At 69.0% G+C, this 20794-nt stretch carries 11 protein-coding genes; 6 read left to right on the top strand and 5 right to left on the bottom strand.

What is annotated here, in order from left to right; translation table 11 throughout:
* Positions 1-49: 49 nt before the first annotated feature.
* The 3 genes from tyrS to F3T56_RS09290 form a co-directional block, all read right to left on the bottom strand.
* A complete protein-coding gene (gene tyrS / locus F3T56_RS09280; protein ID WP_149824230.1) occupies positions 50-1318 on the bottom strand; it encodes a tyrosine--tRNA ligase in 1269 nt (422 codons plus the stop codon).
* 89 nt (positions 1319-1407) lie between these two features.
* On the bottom strand, positions 1408-2802 hold the full coding sequence (locus F3T56_RS09285) for a metallopeptidase TldD-related protein (protein WP_149824231.1): 1395 nt from the start codon (positions 2800-2802) through the stop codon (positions 1408-1410).
* On the bottom strand, positions 2799-4322 hold the full coding sequence (locus F3T56_RS09290; protein ID WP_149824233.1) for a TldD/PmbA family protein: 1524 nt from the start codon (positions 4320-4322) through the stop codon (positions 2799-2801). Before F3T56_RS09290 ends, F3T56_RS09285 begins: the two co-directional genes overlap by 4 nt.
* A gap of 175 nt (positions 4323-4497) precedes the next feature.
* Here F3T56_RS09290 and F3T56_RS09295 point away from each other — a divergent pair, with 175 nt between their 5' ends.
* From F3T56_RS09295 to F3T56_RS09305, 3 genes are read left to right on the top strand one after another with little or no spacing between them, the layout of a single operon-like run.
* A complete protein-coding gene (locus F3T56_RS09295; protein ID WP_246203504.1) occupies positions 4498-9849 on the top strand; it encodes a DEAD/DEAH box helicase in 5352 nt (1783 codons plus the stop codon).
* The gene (locus tag F3T56_RS09300; RefSeq protein ID WP_149824235.1) at positions 9846-12989 is read left to right on the top strand and encodes a helicase-related protein; all 3144 of its coding nucleotides are present in this window, start codon (positions 9846-9848) and stop codon (positions 12987-12989) included. The genes F3T56_RS09295 and F3T56_RS09300 overlap by 4 nt, the downstream gene beginning before the upstream one ends.
* Positions 12986-17443: an Eco57I restriction-modification methylase domain-containing protein gene (locus F3T56_RS09305; RefSeq protein ID WP_149824237.1), complete on the top strand. Its 4458-nt coding sequence runs from the start codon at positions 12986-12988 to the stop codon at positions 17441-17443. Before F3T56_RS09300 ends, F3T56_RS09305 begins: the two co-directional genes overlap by 4 nt.
* A 60-nt stretch (positions 17444-17503) precedes the next feature.
* Here F3T56_RS09305 and F3T56_RS09310 read toward each other — a convergent pair whose 3' ends face one another.
* Positions 17504-17725: a DUF397 domain-containing protein gene (locus F3T56_RS09310; protein WP_149824239.1), complete on the bottom strand. Its 222-nt coding sequence runs from the start codon at positions 17723-17725 to the stop codon at positions 17504-17506.
* Positions 17722-18588, bottom strand: coding sequence for a helix-turn-helix domain-containing protein (locus F3T56_RS09315; RefSeq protein ID WP_149824241.1), 867 nt, complete (start codon positions 18586-18588; stop codon positions 17722-17724). Before F3T56_RS09315 ends, F3T56_RS09310 begins: the two co-directional genes overlap by 4 nt.
* A gap of 191 nt (positions 18589-18779) precedes the next feature.
* Here F3T56_RS09315 and F3T56_RS09320 point away from each other — a divergent pair, with 191 nt between their 5' ends.
* The 3 genes from F3T56_RS09320 to F3T56_RS09330 all read left to right on the top strand — a co-directional run bounded on the left by F3T56_RS09320 (position 18780) and on the right by F3T56_RS09330 (position 20700).
* Positions 18780-19307: an ATP-binding protein gene (locus tag F3T56_RS09320; protein ID WP_246203505.1), complete on the top strand. Its 528-nt coding sequence runs from the start codon at positions 18780-18782 to the stop codon at positions 19305-19307.
* 141 nt (positions 19308-19448) lie between these two features.
* Positions 19449-19703 (top strand): hypothetical protein, encoded by a 255-nt coding sequence (locus F3T56_RS09325; RefSeq protein ID WP_149824243.1) that lies wholly within the window; start codon positions 19449-19451, stop codon positions 19701-19703.
* Between the two features lie 109 nt (positions 19704-19812).
* Positions 19813-20700 carry a helix-turn-helix transcriptional regulator gene (locus F3T56_RS09330; protein ID WP_246203506.1) on the top strand — a complete coding sequence of 296 codons (888 nt, stop codon included), beginning with the start codon at positions 19813-19815 and terminating at the stop codon, positions 20698-20700.
* Positions 20701-20794: the final 94 nt, after the last annotated feature.

The raw sequence follows: 20794 nt of genomic DNA on the forward strand, positions 1-20794 counted from the left end.
CAGCCACAACGAACCGGCACGCGCGAGATCACCCACGCCCCAACGGCGCTTACGCTCCAGTCACCTCAACCGCAGCCAGATTCTTCTTCCCCCGCCGCAACACAAGCCACCGCCCGTGAATCAGATCCTCCACAGCCGGCACGGCATCCTCGGCCGTGACCTTCACGTTGTTCACGTAGGCCCCGCCCTCCTTAACGGTCCGCCGCCCCGCAGACTTGCTGGGCACCAGCCCGACCTCGGCGAACAGATCGACGACGGGCCCCAGCCCGGCAACCACCGCATGCGGCACCTCGGAGAGAGCCGCGCTGAGCGTCTTCTCGTCCAGCTCCGCCAGCTCACCCTGCCCAAAGAGCGCCCGGGACGCGGCGATCACCGCAGCCGTCTGGTCGGCGCCATGGACGAGCGTCGTCAGCTCCTCCGCCAGCGCCCGCTGCGCGGCCCGCGCCTGCGGCCGCTCCTCCGTCTGCTTCTCCAACTCCTCAAGCTCCGCACGGGACTTGAAGGACAGGATCCGCATGTACCGCGAGATGTCCCGGTCGTCCACGTTCAGCCAGAACTGGTAGAACGCGTACGGCGTCGTCATCTCCGGGTCGAGCCAGACGGCGCCGCCCTCGGTCTTGCCGAACTTCGTGCCGTCCGCCTTGGTCATCAGCGGCGTCGCCAGCGCGTGCACGTCGGCGGTCGGCTCCAGCTTGTGGATCAGGTCCAGGCCGGCCGTGAGGTTGCCCCACTGGTCGCTGCCGCCCTGCTGGAGCGTGCAGCCGTACCTCCGGTAGAGCTGGAGGAAGTCCATGCCCTGGAGGATCTGGTAGCTGAACTCGGTGTAGCTGATGCCCTGGTCGGACTCCAGACGGCGGGCCACGGAGTCCTTCGTCAGCATCTTGTTGACGCGGAAGTGCTTGCCGATGTCCCGGAGGAACTCGATCGCGGAGAGGCCCTCGGTCCAGTCGAGGTTGTTGACCATGATGGCCGCGTTCTGGCCCTCGAAGGACAGGAACGGCTCGATCTGGGCGCGCAGCTTGCCGACCCAGCCGACGACCGTCGCCGGGTCGTTCAGCGTGCGCTCCGCCGTCGGGCGCGGGTCACCGATCAGACCCGTAGCGCCGCCCACCAGCGCCAGCGGCCGGTGCCCGGCCTGCTGGAGCCGGCGCACGGTGAGCACCTGCACCAGGTGCCCGACGTGCAGGGACGGAGCGGTCGGGTCGAAACCGCAATAGAACGTGACGGGACCGTCCGCGAGCGCCTTGCGCAAAGCGTCCTCGTCAGTGGACAGGGCGAACAGCCCCCGCCACTTCAGCTCGTCGACGATGTCCGTCACGGTTCTCGTGTCTCCTTGGATGATCTTCGGTATGTTTTTTGGGTGGTGGTCGGCAGTCGGGTGACAGCCGACCACGAACGCCTACGAGGTTATACGCCTTGACTGACAGAGCTCATATTGAAATCCGGCACCCGCAGCGCGGGGGTCGCGGCCCTGGTGAAGTAGTCGCTCCACTCCCTCGGCAGCGTCTTCTCCGTACGCCCCGCCTCGGTGGCCCGGCCCAGCAGATCGAGCGGCGACTCGTTGAACCGGAAGTTGTTGACCTCGCCCGTGACCTCGCCGTTCTCCACGAGGTAGACGCCGTCCCGGGTCAGCCCGGTCAGCAGCAGCGTCGCCGGGTCGACCTCGCGGATGTACCACAGGCAGGTCAGCAGCAGCCCGCGCTCGGTGTTCGCGACCATCTCCGCGAGGGAGCGGTCCGTGCCCCCGTCGAGGATCAGATTGCCGATCGACGGCGCCACCGACAGCCCGGTCAGACCCGCGCTGTGCCGGGTGGTAGTCAGGTTCGCGATCTCGCCCCCGCGGATCCACTCGGTCGCCTTCAGCGGCAGCCCGTTGTCGAACACGGAGGTGTCGCCGCCGGAGGAGTGGGCCAGGACGAAGGGCGCGGACTCCAGGCCGGGCTCGTTCGGGTCGCTGCGCAGGGTCAGCGGCAGGTCGGTGAGCTTCTCCCCGATCCGCGTACCGCCGCCGGGCTTGCTGAACACCGTCCGGCCCTCGGCCGCGTCCCGCGCCGACGCCGACCACATCTGGTAGATCAGCAGGTCCGCCACGGCCGTCGGCGGCAGCAGCGTCTCGTACCGCCCGGCGGGCAGCTCGATCCGCCGCTCCGCCCAGCCCAGCCGTACGGCCAGCTCCGCGTCCAGGGCCGCCGGGTCGACGTCCTTGAAGTCCCGCGTCGACCGGCCCGACCAGGCCGAGCGCGTACGGTCCGGGGACTTGGCGTTCAGCTCCAGCGTCCCGTTCGGCTGGTCGTGCCGCAGGCGCAGCCCCGTCGACGTACCCACATAGCTGGAGACCAGCTCGTGGTTGGCGAAGCCGTACAGCTCGCGGCCGCCCGCACGCGCGCGTGCGAACGATTCGCCGAGCGCCGGAGCGAAGTCGGCGAACACGGCGGAGGAGGTCTCGGCGGGCGCGTCCGTGAAGTCGGGGGACTGCTGTACACCCGTGACCAGCGGCTGGGCGTCCTCGGCGGGCCCGGCCACGCGCGCGGCGGCCTCGGCGGCCCGCACCAGCGGCTCCAGCTCGTCGGCGGTGACGGCGGACCGCGACACGACCCCGGAAGCGGTGCCCTCCTTGCCGTCGACCGTGGCGACGACGGTCACCGAGCGCCCGCGCGTGACCCCGTTCGTCGTCAGCGCGTTGCCCGCCCAGCGCAGGTTGGCCGTCGAGTACTCGTCGGCGATGACGACACACCCGTCGGCCCGGGACAGCTCGATGGCCCGCTCGACGATCTCGTGCGGCTTGTGGGTACGGGCGCTCATCGACCGGCCTCCTGCGTGGTGTTCAGAATGTTGACGCCCTTGAAGAGGGCCGACGGGCAGCCGTGCGAGACCGACGCGACCTGGCCCGGCTGGGCCTTGCCGCAGTTGAAGGCACCGCCCAGGACATACGTCTGCGGCCCGCCCACGGCCGCCATGGACCCCCAGAAGTCGGTCGTCGTCGCCTGGTACGCGACGTCCCGCAGCTGCCCGGTGATCCGCCCGTTCTCGATCTTGAAGAACCGTTGCCCCGTGAACTGGAAGTTGTACCTCTGCATGTCGATGGACCACGACCGGTCCCCGACGACATAGATCCCCCGGTCGACGCCACCGATCAGATCCTCGGTGGACAGCCCCGCCGGATCCGGCTGCAGCGACACATTGGCCATGCGCTGCACCGGCACATGGTCGGGGGAGTCGGCGTAGGCACACCCGTTGGAGCGCCCGAGCCCGGTGAGCCGGGCGATCCTGCGATCCAGCTGGTAGCCGACGAGCGTCCCGTCCTTCACGAGATCCCAGCTCTGCCCCTCCACCCCCTCGTCGTCGTACCCGATGGTCGCCAGGCCGTGCTCGGCGGTGCGGTCACCCGTGACGTTCATCAGCTCGGAGCCGTACCTCAGCTTGTTGAGCTTGTCGAAGGTGGCGAAGGAGGTACCGGCGTACGCGGCCTCGTACCCGAGGGCGCGGTCCAGCTCTGTCGCATGCCCGATGGACTCGTGGATGGTCAGCCACAGGTTGGACGGGTCGACGACCAGGTCGTACACACCCGCCTCGACGCTCGGCGCCCGCATCTTCTCGGCGAGCAGCTCCGGGATCCGCGCCAGCTCGTCGTCCCAGTCCCAGCCGGTGCCCGTCAGATACTCCCAGCCGCGCCCCACCGGCGGCGCCAGCGTCCGCATCGAGTCGAACTCCCCGCTCGACTCGTCCACGGACACGGCCGTCAGCGACGGATGCAGCCGCACGCGCTGCTGCGTGGTCACGGTCCCGGCGGTGTCGGCATAGAACTTGTTCTCGTGCACGGTCAGCAGCGAGGAGTCCACGTGGTTGACCCCGTCGGCCGCGAGCAGCCGCGCACTCCAGTCGGCCAGGAGCGCCGACTTCTCCTCATCGGGCACGGCGAACGGATCGATCTCGTACGACGAGATCCACGTCTTCTCCGCGTGCACCGGCTCGTCCGCCAGCTCGACCCGCTCGTCCGATCCGGCGGCCTTGATCACCTGTGCGGACAGCTTGGCCATCGCCACGGCCTGCGAGGCGACCTTCGCGGCGGCGTCCATGGTCAGGTCCACCCCGGACGCGAACCCCCAGGTCCCCCCGTGCACCACCCGCACCGCGTACCCCAGGTCGGTCGTGTCCGACGACCCCGCGGGCTTGGCGTCCCTGAGCCGCCAGGACGCACTGCGCACCCGCTCCAACCGGAAGTCCGCGTGCTCGGCCCCGAGCGCACGCGCGCGTGCGAGCGCGGCGTCGGCCAGGGCCCGTAGGGGGAGAGCCAGGAATGACTGATCGACTTCGTGGGCCACGAGCGGCCTCCCCTTGTCACCGTTAGCAAGACGCATTTGTCTCGCAGTGAATCATGCAGCGCCGGCACTCCGGCTTCCAACGGATTCACGCCAGGCGGTACACCGCATGAGGCGGCGGTGTCGGCAGTGGCCAGTAAGGTGACAACCGGAGCCCACGGGGGGAATGGGCCCTCCCGTGTCGCTTCCGCTGCCCGCCGGACTGGGCAGTCGCAGCCGCGAGTCGAGCGCATGGGAGATCGGCAAGAGCATGGACGTGTTCGGAACGCACCGGCAGCTCATCCAGGACTACGACGACTTCACGACCTCCTTGGTGTGGGTGCGGGATCCGGCGATCAGGAACCATCTCGACGAGGAGCGCAGCGACAAGACCCGCTGGCCCGACCCCTGGATCTCCCTCAATCCCAACTTCCGAAGTGGCGGAACGGTCGACGCGCTCGTCGACGACAATGTGCTGCACCGGGACTGCAGGGACTACTACTTCCGTGAGAAGCGGGACCCGGAGGACGCGGGCAGCCGTACGCTCACCCTCCACCACCATCAGCTCAAGGCGATCGAGGCGGCCAACTCCCGTGAGTCGTACGTCCTGACGACCGGTACGGGATCGGGCAAGAGCCTCTCCTACCTCATCCCCATCGTCGACTCGGTACTGCGCGAGCCCAATCCCGACGGTATCTCCGCGATCGTCGTCTATCCGATGAACGCGCTCGCCAACAGCCAGAGGAACGAGCTGAACCGCTATCTGCGCTGGGGTGTTCCCCCGGAGCAGCACGGCGCGGTCACCTTCGACCGGTACACCGGGCAGGAGCGCAAAGATCAGAAGAAGTCTGTGCTCAGCCGCAAGCCGGACATCCTGCTCACCAATTACATGATGCTGGAGTACCTGCTCACCCGCCCCGAGGAGCGGCAGCAGCTGATCGCCGCGGCGAAGGGACTGCGCTTCCTCGTCCTGGACGAACTCCACACCTACCGCGGACGCCAGGGCGCCGATGTCGCATTGCTGGTTCGAAGACTGCGCGACGCCTGCGAGGCGCCCCGCCTTCAGTGCGTCGGCACCTCGGCGACCATGGCCACCGCGGAGACCTTCGCACAGACGCGGAAGATGGTGGCCGATGTCGCCAGCCGCCTCTTCGGTACGACGGTGCGGCCGGAGCGGGTGATCGGGGAGAGTCTGCAGCGCGCGACCGTTCCTCCACGGCGGCCGCTGTCTGACAGCGAACGGCGGACGGCGCTCGCCGAAGCCGTACGACGTGCTGCTGCCGATCCCGCCGACCTGCCCGAAACGTACGGCGCCCTGAGCGAGGATCCTCTCGCCGTCTGGATCGAGGACACCTTCGGCCTGGACAGGGAGCCGGGCACCGGACGTGTCAAGCGCCGCCGTCCCACCACGATCCCCGCAGCGGCGGCCGACCTTCACAAGGAGTGCGGCGAGGACGAGACTGTCTGTGCCCGCGCGATCGAGGCCATGCTGGAGGCGGGGGCACAGACCAAGGACCGGGTGACCGACCGTCCGCTGTTCGCCTTCCGGCTGCACCAGTTCCTCTCCAAGGGCGACACGGTCTACGCCAGTCTCGAACCGTCGGGCGCCCGCCACCTGACCAGCCAGTACCAGGTCAGGGTGCCCGGTAACCCGGAGTGGCCGCTGGTGCCGCTCGCGTTCTGCCGCGAGTGCGGCCACGACTTCCCGGTCGTCACGGTCGAGGGAGGCCACCGGACCGGGCAGTACGTCGCTCGCCAGGATCCCGACGCCCCCGCCGAGCCGGGCGACGGCTACCTGTATGTGGACCAGGAGCGGCCCTGGCCCGACACTCTGGAAGAGGTTTTGGAGCGGCTCCCGGCCAGCTGGGTCGAGACCGACGACAACGGACAGCGCGTCGTCGTCCAGCGCCGCTCGGGCGATCTGCCCCAGGAGGTGTGGATCGGGCCCGACGGCGTGACCACCGAGCCAGGGACGGGCCTGCGTGCCTGGTGGATCGCCGCCCCGTTCCGGTTCTGCCCGCGCTGTCGCGTCAGTTACGAACAGTTGCGCGTACGGGACTTCGCTAAGCTGGCCACATTCTCGGCCGAAGGCCGCAGCTCCGCCGTGTCCCTGGTGAGCGCCAGTGTCGTACGTTCCCTGCGCGGCCAGCCCGAACTCAAGCCGCGCGCCCGCAAGTTGCTGACCTTCGTGGACAACCGCCAGGACGCCAGTCTCCAGGCCGGACACTTCAACGACTTCGCGCAGGTCACTCAGGTCAGGGGTGCGCTGTACCGGGCGCTGCACAAGGCGGGCCCGACGGGCCTGCGGCATGACACGCTCCCCGAGGCCGTCACGGAGGCACTGGCCCTGCCGCTGACGGCATTCGCGCGGAAGCCCGAAGTGAAGTACCGGCAGCTTGAGGACACCCTGTCCGCGATGCGGTCGGCGCTGGCGTACCGGCTCTACGCCGATCTGGAGCGGGGCTGGCGGCTGACCATGCCCAACCTCTCCCAGACCGGCCTGCTCCGCTTCGACTACACCTCCCTCGCACAGATCGCCGCCGATGAAGAGGAATGGCGGAGAACGCACTGGGCCCTGGAGGGCGATACCCCGGCCCATCGTGAGGAGATCGCCCGCACGCTCCTCGACGAACTGCGCCGCGCCCTGGCCGTCGACGAGAAACGTCTCACCAAGCTGGGCCACGACCAGCTCGTGGCCGTCAGCGAGAAGCACCTGGCAGGCATCTGGGCGATCCCGGAAAACGATCCACGCACCCCCTCCCGTGTAGCGTTCCCGGGCCCGGGGCCCAAGGGCGCCCCATCCGCGGACGCCGTCTACTTCGGCGCCCGCGGCGGCTACGGGCGCTATCTCCGCAGGGCCGGAGCCTTCGGGGCGCTGCCCCAGCTTGCAGGCAAGGAGATGCCCGTCGCCGACGCGGACGCTGTCATCCACCACCTCCTCGACGTGTTGACGAGAACCGGCCTGCTCACCGTCGTGGACGAGGGCCCGGACGGACGTCTCGCCCGCCAGCTGTGCGCCTCCTCCCTGATCTGGCTGCCGGGCGACGGAGAGAGCGCGGAGCCCGACCCCGTCCGCAAGACCCTGGACCCGGAGGCCACCGCACGCGTCAATCCGTTCTTCCGCGACCTCTACCGTGAGACAGCCGCGGACCTCGGGGGTCTGGAAGCCCGGGAGCACACCGCTCAGGTCGAGTCCACGACGCGGCAGATACGCGAGGACGCCTTCAGGGACGGCGATCTGCCGCTGCTCTACTGCTCCCCCACTATGGAACTGGGCGTCGACATCGCCGAACTCAACGCCGTCGCGATGCGCAACGTCCCGCCCACGCCCGCCAATTACGCCCAGCGTTCCGGCCGCGCGGGCCGTTCCGGCCAGCCCGCCCTGGTCACCACGTACTGCTCTACCGGCAGCGCCCACGACCAGTACTACTTCCGCCGCTCCGGACTCATGGTCTCCGGCAGTGTCGCCCCACCGCGGATCGACCTCACCAACGAGGACCTGCTCCGTTCGCACGTCCAGGCCGTCTGGCTGGCCGAGACACAGGTGCCCCTGGGCTCCTCGATGACCGACATCATCGACATCAGGGCCACCGGGAAGTCAGGGGAGCCGCTGCCTCTGCCCCTGCACACGAAGCTGTCCACCGCCCTGGACAGTGAGACCGCCCGGCAGCGCGCCATCGCCCGCTGCACCGAGCTCCTCGCTCCCCTCGCGGACGATCTGGCCACCACCTCCTGGTGGTACGACGGCTGGATCACCGACCGGGTCAGGGACACCCGGCGCCGCCTCGACAACGCCTGTGACCGGTGGCGCCGGCTGTACCGCCGAGCCTTCGAGGAGCGCGCCGAACAGCACCGCCTCGCCGACGACACGTCCGGCACCTCGCGCGACCGTCGCCGTGCCCAGGCTCGTCGTGCTCAGGCGGAGAACCAGCTCAAGCTGCTGCGCAACGAGAGCTCCGACAACGACGACTCGTTCTCGGACTTCTACACCTACCGCTACTTCGCCTCTGAGGGCTTCCTGCCTGGCTATTCGTTCCCGCGGCTGCCTCTGGCCGCGTACGTCCCCGGAGAGCGCGGTGAGAGCCGGTACGGACAGAAGCGGGGGGCCTACATCCAGCGCCCCCGGTTCATCGCCATCGGCGAGTTCGGACCCGGCGCCCTGATCTATCACGAGGGCCGCCGCTACACGGTGTCGAACGTCCAGGTGCCGATCAGCGACACCCCCGGGCAGATCGCGACGATCGACGCCAAGGTCTGCCGGGCCTGCGGCTACTGGCACGAGCGCAGCGAGGGGCGCGACACCTGTGTGCACTGCGGTGCCCGGCTCGTCGAGATCCTCAACCGTCTGATGCAACTCACCACGGTGTACGCCGAACCCCGTCGCCGTATCTCCTCCGACGAGGAGGAGCGCCTCAAGGAAGGGTTCGAGCTGCGCACCGCCTACCGTTTTCACCACGGCAGCCTGACGGCCGACATCAAAAAGCCTGTCCCCGACGGGACGGAGCGGGCGATCGCGGAGCTGACGTACGGAGACGCCGGCGTTCACGTCATCAACCTGGGCCGCCGCAAACGCAAGATCCGCAGCGATGTCGGATTCTGGCTGGACCCCGTCTCCGGCCGCTGGCTGAGCGAGGGAAAGGCCGCGGCCGAGCGTCCGGAGACCACGGCGGAGCAGGAGGCACTCGCCGCCTTCGATAGCGCCCGCAGCACGTTCAAGGTCGTGCCCTACGTCCAGGACAGCAAGAACATCGCCGTACTGAGACTGGCTGCCCCGGTCGACCGGCAGACCGCCGTCACCCTGCGCTACGCCCTGGAGCGCGGCATCGAGGCGTACTACCAGCTGGAGGACGCCGAACTCAACAGCGAGGACCTCCCTGACCCGGACGGACGGGCCCGCATGCTGTTCGTCGAGGGCGCGGAGGGCGGCGCGGGTGTCCTGCGGCTGCTGCACGACGACGAGGACGCGCTGGCTGCCGTGGCCGAGCAGGCCCTGGAGATCATCCACGTCAAGCCCGACGGCACGGACCTCGGCCAGGCCAAGGGCGCTCGGGAGCGCTGTGAGTTCGGCTGCTACGACTGCCTGCTCACCTACCACAACCAGCGCTTCCACCCCGACATCCGGCGGTTGTCCGCGGTCGACCTGCTTCTCGACCTCGCCGTCGGCCGGGCCGTCCAGCAGCAGCCGCAGGCCGCCAACCCGGTGCTGCACGCCGCCGACCTGGCCGCCCGGAGCCCGCAGTCGGGCGGTGGAGACTTCGTGCGGTGGCTGCGCGACAACGGCTACCGGCTGCCCGACGCCACCAGCGAGGAGGTGGCCTCGGCGCGTGCGGTACCGGACTTCGTCTACCGTCTGTCGGATGCGGACGTCGCGGTCTTCCTGGACCTTCCCGGTCACACCGCACCGGACGACACCCGCGACACACGAGCCAGGACCCGGCTGGAGAACCGCAGCTGGCTGGTGATCGAAATCGGCAGTGACAGCGACAAGGAGTGGCACAACACGGTGCGCGCACATCCGAATGTCTTCGGCTCGGGAAGGAACACCCGATGAGCCCCCGGCACGCCCCCGGTTCCCTGGTGTCGGCCAGGGGCCGCGACTGGGTGGTGCTCCCGGGAACCACGGACGACTTCGTGATCGCCCGGCCGCTCGACGGGGACAGCGAGTTCGACACCCTGCTTTTCCCCGGAGAGACAGCGGATCCCGGATTTGCCGCGCCCGCCCTGCCGCCACTTCCGGACCCCGACGAGGCCGCTTCCGGGGACCTGTTCCCCGGCGGGGAGGACATCGGGGACTTCGCCTCCGCGTCTCTGCTGCGCACCGCGCTGCGGATCACCGCCACCTCCAGCGCGGGCCCCTTCCGCTGCCTGTCCGGGATCGCCGTACAGCCCCGCCAGTACCAGCTGGTGCCGCTCATGGTGGCCCTGCGCATGGACACCGTACGACTGCTGATCGGCGACGACGTCGGCATCGGCAAGACCGTCGAAGCCGCCCTGATCGCCAGGGAACTCCTGGAGCAGGGCTCGGCCGTCAAACTGTCCGTTCTGTGTTCCCCTGCGCTGGCCGAGCAGTGGCAGCGCGAACTCCACGACAAGTTCGGCCTGGACGCGGAACTCGTCCTGCCCTCGACCGCTGCCAGGCTGGAACGGGGCATCATCGACCCCGACCAGACGATCTTCGACCGTTACCCGTACACGATCGTCTCCACCGACTTCATCAAGCAGCGCGAACGCCGGGACGCCTTCCTGCGCACCTGCCCCGACCTGCTCATCGTCGACGAGGCCCACACCTGCATCGGCGCGGGCGCCGGCCGCCAGCAGCGCTACGAACTCCTCAAGGGACTCGCGGAAGATCCCAGCCGCCACCTGCTGCTGGTCACCGCCACCCCGCACAGCGGCGACAGCGACGCCTTCGCCAAACTCACCGGACTGCTCGATCCGAAGCTCGCCGCCCTCGACCCGACGATCCCCGCCCATCGTGACCGCCTCGCCCGCCATCTGGTGCAGCGCAGACGCCGCGACATCAGGTCCTTCCTCGGCGAGGACACCCCCTTCCCCGGCGACCGGCTGCTCCGCGAGGTCCCCTACCGTCTGGACGAGTCGTACGCGGAATTCGTGGCCGACGTCATCGGCTACGCCCGGGAGCAGGTCCGCCACACCGACGGCGAGCTGCGCAACCGTATGAGCTGGTGGTCGGTGCTCGCCCTGCTGCGCTGTGTGCTGTCCTCCCCGGACGCCGCCGAGGCCACCCTCACCACCCGGGCGGCGGTCAGCGCGGCCCGCACCCCGCAGGAGGCCGACCGGCTCGGCCGCGAGTCCGTGCTGGAAACCACCGACGAGGAGGCCGTGGAGGGCCTGGACGCGGTGCCCGGCGCGGTTCTCGCACCGGAGGACGGCCTCGCCACGGCGAAACGGGACGCGGCGGGCATCTCGGAAACACCGGCCGGGGACAGCGAGACCGAGACGCCCGCCCCCGACGGCCCGGCGGACGAGCCGACCACGTCGGGCAAGGCCGGCCACCGTCCTCAGGACCCTCGCCTCAAGGTATTCGCGAAGCGGGCCACTGCCCTCGCGGGCCCTGAGCACGACGCCAAGCTGCGCCTCCTGGTCGACGAGGTCACCGCTCTCATCGACGAGGGGCACGATCCCATCGTGTTCTGCCGGTACATCCCGACCGCCCGCTACGTCCGCAGGTATCTCGCTGAGGCTTTCGAACGCCGTGTCCACGTCGAGGCGGTCACCGGTGATCTCCCTCCGGAGGCCCGCGAGAAGCGCATCGCCGAGCTCGCCGCCCGCACCGGCCGCCAGGTACTGGTCGCCACCGACTGCCTCTCCGAGGGCGTCAACCTCCAGGAGCGGTTCAGCGCCGTCCTCCACTACGACCTGTCCTGGAACCCCACACGCCACGAACAGCGCGAGGGCCGGGTCGACCGGTTCGGTCAGCGCAGCGAGAACGTGAAGGCCGTCACCCTGTACGAGACGGACACCGGCATCGACGGAATCGTCCTGGAAGTACTGATCCGCAAACACCAGGACATCGCCCGCCAGACCGGCGTCGCCCTCCCTGTCCCCGACGCAGGCGAAGGCGTCCTGCACGCGCTCACCCGCAGCCTCCTGCTGCGCGGCCGCCCCGAAGCGGTGGCCCCCGACCAGCTCACCCTGGACTTCGGCACCGACGAGGAACTGGGCCGCGCCCGCGACGAACTGCACCGCGAGTGGGAGAGCGCCGCCGACCGCGAATCCAAGGTGCCCACCAAGTTCGCCCACTCCGCCCTGCGCCCCCAGGACGTCGAGAACGAACTCCGCGCTTTGCGCCAGGTCCTCGGCGAGCCCCGCGACATCGCCGTCTTCACCCGGGAGTCCCTGGCCGCCCTGCGCGCCCCCGTCCGCACGGACGCCCGCGGCACCGGATTCACCGTCCAGGCGAACCCGTTGCCCCCTGGGCTCCGTCACTCTCTCGGGATCTACGACACCGACGACCAGGCCGCCGCTGCCGCGGGCACCGGACGCGCCGCCGCCCGCACGGCCGGCCGGGGCCGGGCCCGCACCACGGGCAGCCCCCGTGAGCTCGTCTTCCGTGAGGACCTGCCCGTACCCAAGGGGGAACAGGCTCTGGTCCGCACCGACCCGGCGGTCCGCGCCGTCGCCCGGTACGTGCTGGACTCCGCGCTCGACCCGGCCATCCGGGACGAGGACCGCCCTGCCCGCCGCCTCGGGGTCGTACGCACCAAGGCCGTCGACATCTACACCGTGCTGCTGCTCGCCCGCTACCGGTTCAAGCTCAGCCTGCCTCTGAAGAACTCCCCGCGCCCCAAGGAACTCGTCGCCGAGGACGCCCGTGTCCTTGCCTGGCGCCCGGACGACGAGGGGGGCCTCGAATGGCTGGACGAAGCGGAGACGGCTGCCCTGCTGGCGGCCACCCCTGACGGCAACGTCATGCCCGAGCTGCGGCACCGCACCATAAGGCGCGCCCTCGGTGAGCTCGAACTCCCCGAAGTACGAGACCACTTGCTGCACCACGGCCAGGAGCTGGCGGATCAACTGGCCACCGCCCATCTGCGCGTCCGCGAGGCAGCGGGCGAGCGCGGCCGTGCCCTGGGCGCCGCCGCGGCCCGCCGTATCACCGTGACACCCGCAGGCCCCGCCGACCGCCTCGGTGTGTATGTCTTCGTACCTGCCGGAGGAGCCCGGTGACCGCCTTCACCCCCGAACCGCCGACGGCGGTCTCCACCTCCTCCGCCGTACGTGTCGAGGGCCGGCTCCTCACCGCCGACCTGCTGGGCAGACTCGCCGCCGGAGACCGCGAACTGCCCGGCTGCGCCCCCGCCGACTACGGCCTCTACCGCGGCGAACGCATCGGCGACGCCGCCGGCCGGGCCTGGGCCGCCCTCACCGGCGCCTACCGCGTCTTCCGCGACGACCTCGCCAAGCTCCCCGAGAGCAGCACCGCTACGACCCTGACCCGCAAGGCCTGGCTGCTCCGCCTGTTCACCGAGCTCGGTTACGGTCGGCTCAGCGGCGCGGGCGTGACGGTGAAGATCCCTGGCCGGGACGAGAACTGCCGGGCCAGCCACCGCTGGCAGGACCACCTGCCGGTCCACCTGCTGGCCTGGGGCACCCCCCTGGACGGCAGGGTCGGCAACCGGCGCGCCCCCCAGTCCGTGCTCCAGGAGCTGCTCAACATCTCCGGCAAGCACGTGTGGGGCCTGCTCTCCAACGGCCAGGTGCTGCGTGTCCTGCGCGACTCCACCGCCCTGGTCGGCTCGGCTTACGTCGAGTTCGACCTCGAAGCGATCTTCGACGGCCAGCAGTACGCCGATTTCGTACTGCTCTACTCCCTCCTGCATGCCTCCCGCTTCGAACTGGTAGCCAAGCCGGAGAAGAAGCGTCGCCGTCGCGCGCGGAGTCCGCAGGAGTCGGAGTCCGAGTACGGCGGCGAAGGGGAGCAGCCGGAAGGAGACGACCAGTCCGCCCCGGCGGAACTCGGGGAACTCGGAGGACCCGGGGACGAGGACACAGCCGCCGACGCCCCCGCCCTCACGGCCGCCGACTGCCGCATCGAATGGCTGCGCACCTACGCCATCGAGACCGGCCTGCGCGCCCGGGACAACCTCCGCGACCAGGTCGCCGAAGCCATCGGCGTCCTCGGCACGGGCTTCCTCGCGGCCAACCCGGATCTGCACAGTGCGGTTTCGGGCCGCGGTCGAAGGGGCCTTGAGGCCCTGGAAGAGTTTCATCACGAACTGCTCCGTCTCGCCTACCAGTTGGTGTTCCTCTTCGTCGCCGAGGACCGGGGCATTCTGCTCGACCGCACGGACTCGCCCGAGGCCCAGGACGCCCGCGACCGGTACGCCCGCTTCTTCTCCACCCGCAGACTGCGCCGTATCGCCTTCCGGCGTCCCGGCGACCGCAACATCGACCTTTGGCGCGCCCTCGCCATGGTCCTCGACGCCCTCGGCACCGACGGCGGGCAGCCCCAACTCGCCCTCCCCGAACTCGGCGGACTGTACTTCCGCGCGAAGGAGGACTCGGCCGCCGCCACTCTGCTGGGCCGGGCCGAACCCCTGCGCGCTGCCGAACTCCCCAACGAGCACCTGCTGGAGGCCGTACGGCTGCTTGCCCGGGTACGCGACGAGGGCGGGCGCTGGCAACGTGTCGACTACCGCCACCTGGGAGCCGACGAACTCGGCAGCGTCTACGAGTCTCTCCTCGAACTCCGCCCGCGCCGCGACCCCGCCACCGGCCGCTTCCGCCTCCAGACCCTCGCGGGCAACAAGCGCAAGACGACCGGCGCCTACTACACCCCGACCGTCCTCATCGAGAAACTCCTCGACCAGGCCCTCGACCCGGTCATAGAGCGGCACGCGGCGAACGGCAACCCCCGCGAGCTGCTGGAGATCAACCTGGTGGACCCAGCCTGTGGCTCGGGTCATGTGCTGGTGGCTGCCGCCCGCCGTATCGCTCTGCGGTATGCGGAGTTGGATACGGGCGAGCCGGAGCCGGCCCCGGAGAGGGTACGGGCCGCGATGGCCGACGTCGTACGCAACTGCGTCCACGGCGTCGACATCAACCCCATGGCCGTGGAACTCGCCAAGGTGTCCCTCTGGCTGGAGTCCCTGGAACCCGGCCAGCCCCTCGCCTACCTGGACGACCGCATCAAGGTCGGCAACGGGCTCCTCGGTACGACCCCGAAGCTGATCGCGGAGGGGGTGCCGGACGGCGCCTTCAAGAAACTCGCGGGTGACAACTCCAGGATCCTCACCGCGCTGAAGGCGGCCAACAAGAAGGAACGCTCGGGCGGGAAGGGCACCCAGACGGCCATGGGTGCCGCTCTGGCGCGAACGGGAACGGCGGAACTCCGGCTGGAAGCCGAGAAGCTTGCGAAACTCCCGGACCGCACGCTTGCGGATGTACGGGATCATGCGCGCGCCTACGAGGAGTACCTCGCCAAGTCACCGCACCTGCGTCGCCTCAAGCGCGTCGCGGACGCCTGGTGTGCGGCGTTCCTGTGGCCCAAGAGCGACGCAGCCCCGCCGGCTGTCACCAGCTCGGTTCTTGAGCAGCTGGTGGATGGCGGGGAGCTGGCGGAGGCAGTGGCGGTGACAACGAAGGAGGAGGACGAGGAGCGCAGGCTCTCCGGCGAGCAGCAACTCGACGAGATCGTCAGCCGCAACCGTTTCTTCCACTGGCACCTGGAGTTCCCCCGCGTCTTCCGTGTCGAGGACGACGAGGACGACGACCACAACCCCGACACGGGCTGGCAGGGCGGCTTCGACTGCGTGCTCGGGAACCCGCCGTGGGAACGGGTCAAGATCCAGGAGAAGGAGTGGTTCGCGGCGCGGGGCGAGGACGAGGTCGCGGACGCGGCGACCAATGAGCGGAAGAAGCGCATCGCTGGGCTGAAGGAAAGTAAGGAGCGTGCGGAGCGGGAGCTGTTCGACGGCTTCCAGGTGGCGTTGCGGGAGGCGGCCGGTACGACGCTGATGCTGCGGAACTCGGGCATCTTTCCGTTCACCGGGCAGGGTGACGTCAACACGTACGCCGTGTTCGCGGAGAAGGCTCGGATGTTGCTGGCTCCGGAGGGGATGTCGGGGCTGGTGGTGCCTACCGGAATCGCTACGGACAAGACGACCTCGGGGTTCTTTGCGGATCTGGTGGATCGGCAGCAGTTGGTGACGGTGCTGGATATGGAGAATGAGGAGAAGCTGTTTCCGGACGTGCACCATTCCTACCGCTTCTGCCTGTTCACTGTCTCCGGCCCTGCCTTGAGTTCCGGGCGGACACGCCTCGCCTTCAAGGCGCGGCGACCAGATCAGCTAGATAAGCGCGAATTCACGCTCGACACTTCCGGGTTTCGCGCCATCAACCCAAACAGTCGAACGTCACCGGTGTGCGAGAGCCCAGAGCATCTCAGGGTGCTGCTGGGTATTCATAAGCGGGTGCCGGTGTTGTGGCGTCGGGTAGGGGGCGAGGAAAATCCTTGGGAGCTGCGGTTCAAGACCATGTTCCACATGTCTGGGGACTCGGATCTCTTCCTCACGGCGGAAGACCTCGACGCGGACGGTTGGACCCTGCAAGGGACAGTGTTCGTTCGCGACGATGAACGTGCTCTGCCGCTGTACGAGGCCAAGATGGTGCACCAGTACAACGCGCGCTTCTCGACATACGAGAGTGCGACCGAAGCACAACTCAAGCAGGGGACCCTGCCCCGCTTGGAACTTGAATGTCGCGCTGACCCGGAAAAGTTGCCGCTTCCACGCTACTGGGTGCGAGAGCAACACGTCGATAAAAGCTTGGCGGCGGAACCGGCCAGGCCGGAGACGGAGTGGCCGCACGACTGGCTGATGGGCTGGCGTGATGTATGCCGATCCGTGGACGAACGGACGGTGATCGCTTCTGTACTGCCGCGCACGGCTGTAGGCCACACCGCGCCGCTACTGCTGCCGCTCCGCCAGGATCTCCCTCTGGACGGACTCCTGGCCAACCTCTCCACATTCGTACTGGACTTCGCGGCACGACAGAAGATCTCCGGCGCGCACCTCACCTACACCTACCTTGAACAGCTCCCGATCCTGCCCCCCGACACTTACGCCCGCCCCGTCCCCTGGCTCGGCGACAGCACCCTCGCCCCCTGGATCCGCGACCGAGTCCTCGAACTCACCTACACCTCCTACGAGATGGCCCCCTTCGCCCGCCACCTCGGCGACGAGAACCCGCCGTTCGTCTGGAACGAGGACCGCCGCTTCGAGATCCGGGCCGAGCTGGACGCCGCGTACTTCCACCTCTACGGGATCCCGGAAGCCGACATTGAACTCGTCCTGGACAGTTTCCGCGCGTTCCGGAACAAGTCGCCGGAACTCTTCGAGCGGACCAAGGACAGGATCCTCACCATCTACAGGGAGATGGAGAAGGCGGCCGAGTACGCCGGCTCGTACACCAACCTCGCCATGACGCCGCCCCCGGGCAGGGGCCCCCGCCATGCGCCGGGCCGCAGCCCGCTCACCCGGCCGGAACGGACCACCCCCGAGCCCCCGCAGCCTCCCGAGCCGATGGGAGCGAGACCGCCGAGCGACGAACCGGACGCCGGGGGTGGCCTGTTCAGCGTCACCGAGCTGGGGGTCGACGAACAACTCGGCTTCTGGTCCTGAGACAAGCCGATGGCCGCCTCCCGTACTTCCCGGAGGCGGCCATCGGCGTGCGCGTCGGGTTCAGAGCTCCCCGGAGATCACACCCTCGCGGAACGCGGCCCACTCGGACGCGGTGTACCGCAAGGGCTCGGCCTTGGGCCGCTTCGAGTCACGTACAGCTTTGCCGCCGCCGGGGAGGTTCGTCACCTCGACGCAGTCGTGCTCCGCTCCGCTGGCGGAGGACTTTCGCCATATCGCGGTAGAGAGGTCGTAGGCATACAGCTCAGCCTTCGCGTCGTTCACTTCCTGTGGCCTTCTTCCATGTGGGCGATCCGTGCGAGCGAGTCCTCCACCGAGAGGGCCGTGGCGCGGATGCGTTCGAAGGCTTTGGCGAAGGGTGCCGCGTCGTCGCCCTCAACGTAAGCTGCGCCGCTGAGGTTTTCCAAGAGCACGACAACAGGTATGGGCTGGGGGAAGTCGGCGAGGCTGAAACCACCCAACATGCCGGGGTGCGTTGTGCAGTCCAGTGGCATCAGCTGAACAGTGACATTCGGCATGTCGGCTGTGTCCAACAGGCGTCGCAACTGGTCCCGCATGGTGGCCGGGCGGACGGCGAAGCGCTGAAGAAGCGCGGCTTCGTGAATGATCGCCCAGAGTTCGAGGGGCGAGCCGGGGCGGGTGAGTACTGACTGGCGGGCGAGCCGGACTTCCGCCAACGCAGCAACTTCCTCTGGCGTTCGGAACGTCGTCACGCCAGCGATGGTCTCGCGTGCATACGCGGCGGTCTGGAGGAGCCCCGGGATGACCAGCGGGGACCATGTGCAGATCGTCTCCGCGTCGGACTCCAGGGAGATGTAGTCCGCATAGGACGGCGAGACGATCCCGCTGTACGTCTGCCACCAGCCCTTTTTGCCCGCATCCCTTGCCAGGTTCTCCAGCGCGGTGCATACATCCGGATCGCTGATGCCGTACGCCTCCAGCAGCGCTGTCACGTCGCCGGGGCGGATGGCCTGGTTGGCGCTCTCGATCTTCGACAGCTTCGGGCCCTTCCACCCCATGGTGGCCGCGGCATCGTCGAGCGTCATCCCGACGCCGTTGCGGAGGCGCCGCAGCGTTGCCCCGAGACGCCTGCGGCGGACGGTCGGAACCAGCGGAGAGTTGGGCATGTCGGCAGTCTCGCACGGCCAATTCGGGTGCTGAGCCAGCTCACAGAGGGTGATTCACCTGATTGGGTAGAAAACTTGCTACCTCGGGGAGAAGTGGTCACTATCGGGAGGGTGCTGCGAAGCCGAACACGTAAGTGCGCAGCGCGACTTGGCCCAACGCGTACCCGCGCACATCCCAGGCCGGAGGTCCCATGCCCGACCCCACCCAAACCCACCTTCCCGCCCCCGCCCACTACCGCGACCCGGACCAAGACGCCGACCCCCGACTCCTCCACCCCCTCCCCCCACCCGCCTTGGGCCTCTATCTCCGCCACCGCAACCAGGGCTTCGCCGCACACCTCAGTGCGTCCGCCGGCGCCTTCCGTCTCCTGCGTGGGCTGACCGTCAAGGTGCTGGCGGACTACGGCGCCGACCCGGAGGCGGCCGAGGCGGCGCAGCTGGTCGTGTCGGAGCTGGTCGGCAACTCGGTGCGGGCATGCGGGGATCACGTACCGCTGGTGGTGGAGGTTTACGTGGCCGCGTTCGGGGTCGCGGTCAACGTCCACGACCCAGACCCGTGCGTGCTTCCTAGATCGCGCGGGATCGCGCTGCACGACCCCGAGGCCGAGTCGGGGCGCGGGCTGGGGCTGCTGGATCTGCTCGCACCGGGTTGGCGGGTGTGTCGGTCGCCGATCGGGAAGCAGATCCGGTGCCGGGTTCTGATGGGTTGCCCTGGGTGAGGTGTCGGCGTGTCGGTCCAGGTCGGTTTGCCCTGTCGACGTGCGGTTTCGTCGATTGTCATACCTCGGGGGTAATGTCGTGCGTCACGAGCTGTTGATGGCCAACTGCTCGGGCCGATGCGGCTGTTGGGGAGGGCGTGCATGGTCGGGCGTGAGCTGTCTGCGGCGGATCATCCGAAGAAGGAGGTCCGCGCGGTCCTCGACCGACTGGTGGCCCAGGGGTGGAAGCTGTGCAAGGAGGGGCACTGGGGGCGGCTGTACTGCCCGTGCGAGGGGCGGTGTCTGACGATCCCCGTGCCCGGCACTCCGCAGAACGCCGATCGTGCGGCCCGGAAGATCGCGGCGAGGGCGGTGCTCTGTCCGCTGCCCGAGGGGGACCCGCGCCGTGCCCCGTAAGGGTCTGTTGTCGTTTGACAACGGGCCGTCGCTGGGTAACGCTGCCAAGAGGAGGTGGCGAACTCTGGGCCAGAGGTTCGTACGGCACGATCAAGGGGGAGTGAGGGCCATGGAGTACGAGTTCCTGTTCGTGGTGGAGGGAATCGATGTCGACGACCACAAAGCCGTGGGAGTCGTCTTCGACCAGTTCGACGGGCTGTTGACCCGGCACCGCGACCGCCACCTGCTGGATGTCGCCGAGACCGGTGCGAACGCCATCGAGGCAGCTCATCGTCTCGTCGCGCGTCTTCGCCGGGCCCTGCCGGACCTGCGGATCCTCAGGCTGGACCCCGAGCTGGTGGGTGTGAGCGACATTGCCGAGCGGACAGGGCGCAGCCGGCAGAACGTACTGCAATGGTCGGGTGGCGAGCGGCGTACGGACCGGCCGTTCCCCGAGCCGGAGGGAGCGGTCGGCCGTTCCCTGGTCTGGCGCTGGGCCGAGGTCAACCAATGGCTTCGCCTGATCGGAGCGGGCGACGAATCGGTCGCGCCGCTCCGAGAGGAGGCGCTGTTGATCGACCTGATGCTGCCGCAGTGGCAGCAGGACCTGGCGGACGGGCTGCCGCTCGTGAGGCTGCTGTGTACCCAGGACGAGTGGCAGGACGAGCGTACGGCTGTGATGCAGATGCTTCAGGACGCGTTGCGCCAACCCTTGGTCATGAGGACGGTCGCGGCTCTGCCACGCAGTGAGCCGGACCGGTTGTCCGTGGTGTGCGCGGTGGTCCAGGACCGGCTGAGCGCGGTGCTCGAACAGATCGCGCCCGACGACGCGTCCGCACTCCTTGCCGTCCGGGGCGACGAGACAGGCCTGCACCTGCTGGGCGTGGCCTCGCGGGCCATGCCGGGCACCGTGCCCGTCTCGGAGCTGGGCCTGAGCGGCAACGCCACCGTAGGTGATCTGCTGCTGGAGCTGTCGAGCCGGTCCGTCGAGCCGACCACCCCCCTGGCCCTGGCTTGAGCCCGCTCTCGTACGTGATCCGAACCGTTCCCGGCCTGCGGCAACAGCGCCAAATGGGGGGAGTGTCAGTGGCGGTCGATATCTTGTACGGCAC

This window comes from Streptomyces tailanensis (assembly GCF_008386495.1).
Lineage (GTDB): Bacteria > Actinomycetota > Actinomycetes > Streptomycetales > Streptomycetaceae > Streptomyces > Streptomyces tailanensis.

Excerpts from the sequence above, each read along its gene's own strand:
- F3T56_RS09285 (WP_149824231.1), bottom strand. The coding sequence starts at position 2,802 with ATGAGCGCCCGTACCCACAAGCCGCACGAGATCGTCGAGCGGGCCATC.
- F3T56_RS09300 (WP_149824235.1), top strand. The coding sequence starts at position 9,846 with ATGAGCCCCCGGCACGCCCCCGGTTCCCTGGTGTCGGCCAGGGGCCGC.
- F3T56_RS09315 (WP_149824241.1), bottom strand. The coding sequence starts at position 18,588 with ATGCCCAACTCTCCGCTGGTTCCGACCGTCCGCCGCAGGCGTCTCGGG.
- F3T56_RS09320 (WP_246203505.1), top strand. The coding sequence starts at position 18,780 with ATGCCCGACCCCACCCAAACCCACCTTCCCGCCCCCGCCCACTACCGC.
- F3T56_RS09325 (WP_149824243.1), top strand. The coding sequence starts at position 19,449 with ATGGTCGGGCGTGAGCTGTCTGCGGCGGATCATCCGAAGAAGGAGGTC.
- F3T56_RS09330 (WP_246203506.1), top strand. The coding sequence starts at position 19,813 with ATGGAGTACGAGTTCCTGTTCGTGGTGGAGGGAATCGATGTCGACGAC.